The 8,127-nt window shown below is 44.9% G+C and carries 6 protein-coding genes; 4 read left to right on the top strand and 2 right to left on the bottom strand.

Annotated elements, in window-relative coordinates:
* Window positions 1-136: 136 nt before the first annotated feature.
* Entirely contained in the window at window positions 137-2,644 is a 2,508-nt protein-coding gene (locus tag B3M51_RS01265) for a glycogen/starch/alpha-glucan phosphorylase (RefSeq protein ID WP_292482510.1), read from the bottom strand.
* 206 nt (window positions 2,645-2,850) lie between these two features.
* Complete coding sequence (gene yihA, locus B3M51_RS01260) at window positions 2,851-3,465, bottom strand: ribosome biogenesis GTP-binding protein YihA/YsxC (RefSeq protein WP_292756289.1); 615 nt, start codon at window positions 3,463-3,465, stop codon at window positions 2,851-2,853.
* Window positions 3,466-3,550: 85 nt separating this feature from the next.
* Here yihA and B3M51_RS01255 point away from each other — a divergent pair, with 85 nt between their 5' ends.
* The 4 genes from B3M51_RS01255 (at window position 3,551) to B3M51_RS01240 (ending at window position 8,093) form a co-directional block, all read left to right on the top strand.
* Entirely contained in the window at window positions 3,551-4,159 is a 609-nt protein-coding gene (locus B3M51_RS01255; RefSeq protein WP_292756287.1) for a c-type cytochrome, read from the top strand.
* 73 nt (window positions 4,160-4,232) lie between these two features.
* A complete protein-coding gene (locus B3M51_RS01250; RefSeq protein WP_292756285.1) occupies window positions 4,233-6,251 on the top strand; it encodes a cytochrome c biogenesis protein ResB in 2,019 nt (672 codons plus the stop codon).
* A 28-nt stretch (window positions 6,252-6,279) separates the two neighbouring features.
* Window positions 6,280-7,428 carry a c-type cytochrome biogenesis protein CcsB gene (ccsB, locus tag B3M51_RS01245; RefSeq protein ID WP_292482518.1) on the top strand — a complete coding sequence of 383 codons (1,149 nt, stop codon included), beginning with the start codon at window positions 6,280-6,282 and terminating at the stop codon, window positions 7,426-7,428.
* 23 nt (window positions 7,429-7,451) lie between these two features.
* Window positions 7,452-8,093 (top strand): thiol:disulfide interchange protein DsbA/DsbL, encoded by a 642-nt coding sequence (locus B3M51_RS01240; protein ID WP_292756283.1) that lies wholly within the window; start codon window positions 7,452-7,454, stop codon window positions 8,091-8,093.
* Window positions 8,094-8,127 lie beyond the last annotated feature (34 nt).

Genomic DNA, 8,127 nt, shown 5'->3' with positions numbered 1-8,127 from the left:
ACTGAGCTACAGGCGCTTTGTGTTTGCTGACAGCGCGAATTATACTGACTTTGCCAGTCTTAAACCACTGGCAAAACAGAAACCCACTGCCAATATACTTTTACAGTTAATGGCAGTGGGGTTTTCATCTCCAGCATCAGCTATCTGGATGGGGAGCAATTTTTTCCAGTTTCCAGATACCCTGATTGTATTCTTCCATGGTTCTGTCAGTCGAAAATTTACCGCTATTAGCTGCATTGACAATACTCATCGCTGTCCAGCGTTCTTTATCCAGATAAGCCTGTCCGGCCTGCTGCTGAGCATCTATATAACTGCGAAAATCTGCTACGGTCATCCAGGGGTCATTTGAACTGGTAAAGGCATTTATAATGTTGTCGAAACAGCCCGGCTCAAACTGATTGAAATGTCCGCCGGTTAACAGGTCCACCACACGTTTCAAATCAGCATCATTCTCAATAATAGACTGCGGATTATAATGCCCACGTTTTTCTGCAACTTCTTCTTCAGATAAACCAAACAGGAAAAAGTTGTCATCACCAACTTCTTCACGAATTTCGATATTTGCGCCATCCAGCGTACCAATGGTAATCGCACCATTCATCATAAATTTCATATTGCCGGTACCCGAAGCCTCTTTACCGGCTGTTGAAATCTGTTCCGATAAATCTGCTGCGGGGCAAATGACTTCCATAACAGAAACCTGATAGTTAGGGAAAAATACCACTTTCAGCCAGTCACCCACATCTGGATCATTGTTTACAACATCAGCAACATTATTAATCAGCTTGATAATTTGTTTTGCCATGACATAGCCGGGGGCTGCCTTACCACCGAATAAAACACAGCGTTTGGGCAGGCCTTCTGTCTGACCACGCTTGATCTGGTCATAAAGATGAATGACATGCAAAACATTTAACAGCTGACGTTTATATTCGTGAATGCGTTTAACCTGAATATCAAACATGGCTTCGGGGTTAAATACCACGCCACATTGTTTTTCAACCAGTGCAGCCAAACGTTTTTTATTTTCATATTTGGCATTGTGCCAGGCTTTCTGAAAATCTTTGTCATGCGCCAGTGGAGCGAGGTTTTCCAGCTCGGTGAGGCGGGTGATCCATTTATCTCCAATGGTTTCGTTAATCAGTTGACTTAATACCGGGTTACACCAGGCCATCCAACGCCGCTGGGTCACACCATTAGTTTTGTTGTTAAATTTTTCCGGCCACAACTGATAAAAGTCTTCAAACAAGCCTTTTTTCAGTAACTCGGAATGCAAAGCGGCAACCCCGTTCACAGAAAAACTGCCGACAATGGCCAGATGAGCCATCCGAACCTGTTGCTGTGCCCCTTCTTCAATAATCGACATGCGTGCCAGTCGAGCTTTATCGCCAGGCCAATGATTGGCAACTTCACGCAGGAAACGCGCATTGATTTCGTAAATTATTTCCAGAATGCGGGGGAGTAGACGACCAAACAGGTTTACTGGCCACCGTTCCAGAGCTTCGGGCAACAAAGTATGGTTGGTGTAGGCCATGGTTTTGGTGGTGATTTGCCAGGCTTTATCCCAGCCTAATTGATGTTCATCCATTAGCAGGCGCATCAGCTCTGCAACGGCAACAGTAGGATGAGTATCGTTCAGCTGAAAGACGTTTTTATCGGCAAAATTTTCAAAGTTGCCATCATGGGTATTAACCCAGTAATCCAGAATATCCTGCAGACTGGCTGAGGCCAGAAAATACTGTTGGCGCAAGCGAAGTTCTTTACCATTTTCACTGGCATCGTTTGGGTACAAAACCATGCTGATATTTTCAGCTTCATTTTTCGCAGCAACCGCTTCGGTATAAGAACCGGCATTAAAATCTTCCAGGTTAAACTCATCGGTAGCTGCTGCTTTCCACAACCGCAAACGATTGACGGTACCATTTTGATAGCCGGGGATAGGCAAGTCATAGGGGACAGCCAGCACATCATTGGTATCAACCCACTGCATTTCCATTTGGCCACTGCTGTTGCGATGTAACTCGGTATGTCCGCCGAATTTGACTCGCTGAGTGTATTCAGGGCGCTCAAGCTCCCATGGATTTCCATCACGCAACCAGTGGTCCGGCATTTCCTGTTGGTTGCCATTCACTATTTTTTGTTGAAACATGCCATATTCATAACGCAGGCCATATCCGGTAACCGGCAATTGCAGGGTCGCACAGCTATCAATAAAACACGCAGCCAGACGACCGAGACCACCATTACCCAAACCGGCATCATGTTCAAATTCGGCAAGTTCTTCGTATTCAAGCCCCAGATTGACCAGCGCTTTTTTCAAAGGCTCTTCAATGCCCAGGTTTAAAGCGGCGTTGCCAGTGGCACGGCCCATTAAAAACTCCATGGACAGGTAATAGGCTTGTTTGCAGCGCGATTCGGCGTAGGTATGTTTGGTATTTTTCATTCTTTCAAACAACCGGTCACGCAGTGTATGGGCCATCGCCGCATACAGATAATGACCTGAAGCACATCCTTTGTCCTGGCCAAGATAAATGCCGAAATAGCGTTTGAAATCCTCAGTTAATGCAAGCGTATTCATTCCCAGTTTTGATGTCTGATAAAGTTCAGGCAACGGGGTGGTAATCGGAGTATATCTTGGCGTCATAGCGGAATCCTTGAATGGGCATCGTTATGGAAAAAAACGTGGATGGGGAGCCAGCTCTGGCAACATTGCCAATAAGCGGCAGGTTCAGCATTGAACTGGAAATTGTATGTTAGTACTGCATGTCCCAATGCCGTAAACGTTAGCAGAGAGTGATGATATCTGCCATCACCTGAAGCATAAATTTTCAGCGATCAGAAAAAAATATTCTACTGCTGTTCGGCGGTCGATAATTCAAACCAATTATCAAGTACCTGAATCGCTTCATCACGTCCCTGATGATTCAAAGAGGAAAATAATTGTACGGATGCTTCTAAACCAGCATCTTTTAATTCTTTACGGACCTGTTGCAGGGTATTGCCCCCGGCACCGCGTCCCAACTTATCCGACTTGGTGAGTAAAATATGAATCGGCAACTCAGCCTGTTTTGCCCAATCCAGCATTTGTAGGTCAAAGTTTTTTAATGGATGTCGAATATCCATCATCAGCATTAATCCGCGCAATGATTGGCGCGTTTCCAGGTATTTGCTTAAAGTGGCCTGCCATTTAAGCTTCATCTTTTCCGGGACTTTGGCATAACCATAACCGGGAAGATCAACCATGGCTCTTTCATCGTCCAGATGAAAAAAATTGATCATTTGCGTTCTTCCTGGTGTCTTACTGATTCGCGCCAGCGCTTTGATTCCAGTGATGGTGTTGATTGCGCTGGATTTTCCGGCATTTGAGCGGCCCGCAAAAGCCACTTCGAAACCTGAATCAGGTGGCAGTTGAGACAATTGTGTGGCGCTGACAGTATAATGTGCGCTTCGGTATAACTCTGACATGTCAGTCTTTCCAGGTGCAAAAAAGTGCCAATAAGAGTAGCATACCGAAAGTTTTGTATCCGAAAGTTAGTAGCCAGGAACGACAATGAAAAAATTTATTTTTGCAGTGGTGTTTGGGGTGGCAGTATCGAGTTCACCACTTGTTTTTGCCGCAGGTGACATTTCCGCTGGCAAAACAAAATCAGCTGTGTGCGCTGCCTGTCACGGTGCTGATGGTAACAGCCCTTCTGATCTATACCCAAAACTGGCTGGACAACATGCCAGTTACCTTTACAAGCAGCTAGTCGAATTCAAAAGCGGTGAACGTGAAAACGCCATAATGGCACCGATGGTGGCAAACCTGTCGGAACAGGATATGGCTGATTTGGCGGCTTATTTTGCCAGTAAAGAAACCTCGCCGGGCGCCGTGAGCGAAGACTTGCTGGAACTGGGAAAACAAATTTATCGTGGTGGCAATAGCGAATCCGGGGTGCCTGCCTGTATGGCATGCCATGGTCCAAATGGTAGTGGTATGCCCGCGGCGAAATGGCCGAAACTATCTGCTCAATATCGTGCCTATACAGAATCGCAATTACACGCTTTTGCCAATGGTGAACGTCATAACGATCCTAATGGGATGATGCGTGACATTGCTTCCAAGTTGACTGAGGAAGAAATTAAAGCGGTTTCCGCTTATTTATCCGGTCTGCATTAATTGCTGATAAGCTCCGGTGACAATGATTCTGATTGCACCGGAGTAACTCATCGGCTCATGTTTGAGCAATTTCATGTCTGAAGTTACCACGAAAGATCATTCCCACAACAGCTACTCTCGCCGATTATTTTTATTTCTAGGCTCTATGGAGTTGGCAATTACGTTATTGCTGACACTTGCCATTGCCTCTGTTATCGGCACAGTTCTACAGCAAAACCAGCCCTATGCTGATTATGTCATTAAATTCGGTCCTTTCTGGTTTGAGGTATTTGAACAGCTTGGGCTTTATGACGTCTACAGCGCTTTATGGTTTTTAGCCATACTTGCTCTACTGGTCATTTCCACATCGGTTTGTGTTATTCGTCATTTTCCGGCGATGGCTAAAGAAATGTGGCAGCTACGCACCAATGTGCAGAAAAAATCCTTAAAAGCCATGCATCACAGTGCACAGTGGCAATCAAACTCTTCAATGGCGACAGTGGCGAATGAACTGCAACAGCAATTCAAAAAGCTGGGTTTTCGCAGCCGGCAAACGGTTAAACAGGATGATGCAGTATTAATATCAGCTATGCGTGGTGGTATGAACCGTCTGGGTTACCTGTTTACGCATATTGCTATTGTGGTGATTTGTATTGGCGGTCTGTTTGATAGCAACATGCCATTAAAACTTGCTGAATGGCGCGGTGAGATCAAAATTGAGACCCGTGATCTTTCGATCCGAGAAATCCCTGCAGAAAGTCGTCTTGCAGTTGGAGGGCAGGGGTTCAGGGGAAGTGTCAGTATCCCGGAAGGCAAAGCGTCTGAAGTGGTTTTTTTACCGATTCGTGACGGTTACTTGTTGCAAGCCCTCCCTTTTCGTATTGAAGTAAAAGATTTCCGAATCGAACATTACCCTAACGGCCAACCAAAATCTTTTGAATCGGACTTGGTGATTCACGATGATCAACTGGCAGAACCCTTTGAATCTACTATTGCGGTAAACCATCCTTTAATTTATCGAGGCCATTCGATCTATCAATCTAGTTTCAGTGACGGTGGTTCTTCGCTTAGTATCGATGCATGGCCTCTTGATAGCCGTGCCGGGACAGAACCTGTTTCTATCCAAACCAAAGTATTTGAAAATCGTCAAATGCTGTGGGGAGAAGAAACCATGCAGCTGGAAATGACCAGTTTCCGTCCGTTTAATATCAACCCTGATCCAACAGAAGAAGATGATCGAAATTTACGTGATTTTGGTCCTAATTTTACCTTTAAGTTACGTACTGAGACTGGTGAAGCCAGAGAATACGAAAACTACATGTTTCCGGTTGAGCGTGATGGTCGAGAATACTTTTTAAGTGGTGTTCGAAATAGCCCTGCAGAATCCTTTGCCTATCTCTATTTACCTGTAGATGAAGATGGCACCTTGCAGCAGTTCTTGAATTATTCAGCATTATTGCGTGATGAAGAGCTGGTATCAGATATTGCCAATTCGATGATGACAGAAGCGCTGGCCATGTTGCCAGAACGAGATGAAGCTCTTGAAGCCAGTTTGCAGCAAACGCTCGAAACATTGATTACCATGTTTGTCAGAGGTGGTTTTGATGAGGTCAGGGATTTTATTGATAACAATCTTCCTGACGCCGAGCGTGACAATCTGGCGCCTGCATATCTGGGAATGTTACGGGAGATGCTGGCACGGATTTACTTCAGCATGGATGGCATTAATCCACAAACAGTAACCAATGATCAGTTACTGTTTTTACAGGATAGTGTGGATACAATTGGCACCTTATCAAGATACGGTTCACCGGTGTTTTTGCAGCTGACTGATTTTGAACATGTTCAATCGACCGGACTGCAAATTGCCAAAGCGCCAGGAAAAAATGTGGTGTATTTCGGTTGTGCACTATTGATAATCGGTGTGTTTTTACTGTTCTATCTTCCACAGAGACGCTTATGGGCATGGGTGGAACAGGGTGCTGAGCACACGGAAGTTATATTGGCAGGCTCGACAAATCGAAATGCCCGTGAGTTTGATACATTTTTCAACGAGCAAAAAACTGATTTAGCAACTAAAACCGGGAACTCCAACCTGGAGCCAGGTTCTTAATGAAAGCGTTAAAGAGTATGAGAAACCTATGACAACGAACACTGAACTCATGACAAAACCTGCTGCTCATACATGGTGGTGGTATGCACTTTTATTACTGGCAACCATTGGTATTTTGTCTGTATATCATCAAGTCCTGGATGTATATGAGGTCTCAATCCTGATTTTTACCGGTATCAGCATGGGCTTTGTCGGCAATAATTGGCCCGGCTTCCGCGGTCACGCTATTGCTGTTGCCATACTCAGTTTAATTGCCTTGCAGTTATACGGAACCAATCTGGAGGCTGCTGAAACGAATGGATTGCTCAAATACATGCTGGCCAGCCAGTCAGCCATCATGTGGATGAGTGTGTTTTTTATCGCAGCCACATTCACCTATTTTGGTGGGTTGATTTTCCGGTCTGACTATACCGAAAAAGTGGGTAGTGCATTTACCTGGATTGCAACGACCTTTGGTATGACGGGGCTGATGGTTCGCTGGCGTGAAACTCACATGATGGGCGCCGATATTGGTTACATTCCTGTCAGCAATCTGTACGAGGTCTTTATTCTGTTTGCCGTGGTAACGGCTTTACTGTATCTGTTTTATGAACGTCGTTATCAAGTGCGTAGTCTGGGTGGATTCGTCTTGCTGGTTATCTCTGCAGCGGTGATATTTCAACTTTGGTATGCGTTTGAACGCAATGCCCACGAAATTCAGCCGCTGGTGCCAGCATTGCAAAGCTACTGGATGAAAATTCATGTACCAGCCAATTTTATAGGTTACGGTACCTTTGCCATGGCGGCCATGATCGGTATTGCTTATTTACTGGTCAGCTGGCGTAGTGAAAAAAATCCAGACAGTGGTTTTGTTAAAGCCATGCCATCACTGACGTTGATGGATGATTTAATGTATAAAAGCATTGCCCTGGGCTTTGCCTTTTTTACAGTGGCGACGATTCTGGGGGCACTTTGGGCCGCTGAAGCATGGGGCGGTTACTGGTCATGGGATCCGAAAGAGACCTGGGCATTGATTGTCTGGTTGAACTATGCCGCCTGGTTGCATATGCGTATGACAAAAGGCTGGAATGGTAACCCAATGGCCTGGTGGGCAATTGTTGGCTTGTTCGTGACCTTATTTGCCTTTCTGGGTGTCAATATGTTTCTGTCTGGACTTCATTCTTACGGCAGTTTGTAATTAAAAAATTTAAGGATATTGAAATGACGAGATCAATTCGTGCTTTGTTACTCACCACAGCGGTATTGCTAATGCCATTTTCTGTGGCAGCTGATTCAGCAAGCTACAAAGAGGGCGATCACTACAAGCCAACCACTGAGCGTATGGCGAAAAATACTTCAAATGAACAAATTGAAGTCATCGAGTTGTTTTCGTACTCCTGCCCACATTGCTTTACTTTGGATTCACAAATCATGCAATGGAAAGAAACCTTGCCTGAAAACGTGAAATTTACTCAGGTTCCGGCTATTTTCCGTGACAGCTGGTTGCAGTTGGCAAGAGTGTTTTATGCTGCACAAGTAACGGGTGATTCCGAAAAACTGCACAAAGCATTGTTTAATGCGATTCATATTGATAAGCGTCGTCTGGATACCGAAGATCGTTTGCTCGACTTTGTTGAAGAGCAGGGCATTGATCGTGAGAAATTCGTTGAAACGATGAATTCGTTTACTGTCAAAACCAACGTAAAAAAAGCATTGATCATCAGCCAAACATCTGGCGTTCAGGGTGTTCCAGTCATTATCGTCGATGGACGTTATTTTACTGATGCACCCCTGGCAGGTGGGATGACTGAAATGCTTAACGTGGTTGAGCATTTGATTGAAAAAGTTGAAGCTGAAAAATAAGGCAAAGTTTTTAGGGCGTGTTTATCTTTCATCT

The sequence above is a fragment of the Methylophaga sp. UBA2689 genome, from assembly GCA_002354555.1.
Classification (GTDB): Bacteria; Pseudomonadota; Gammaproteobacteria; order Nitrosococcales; family Methylophagaceae; genus Methylophaga.
This window is presented reverse-complemented; position numbering and strand designations above follow the sequence as displayed.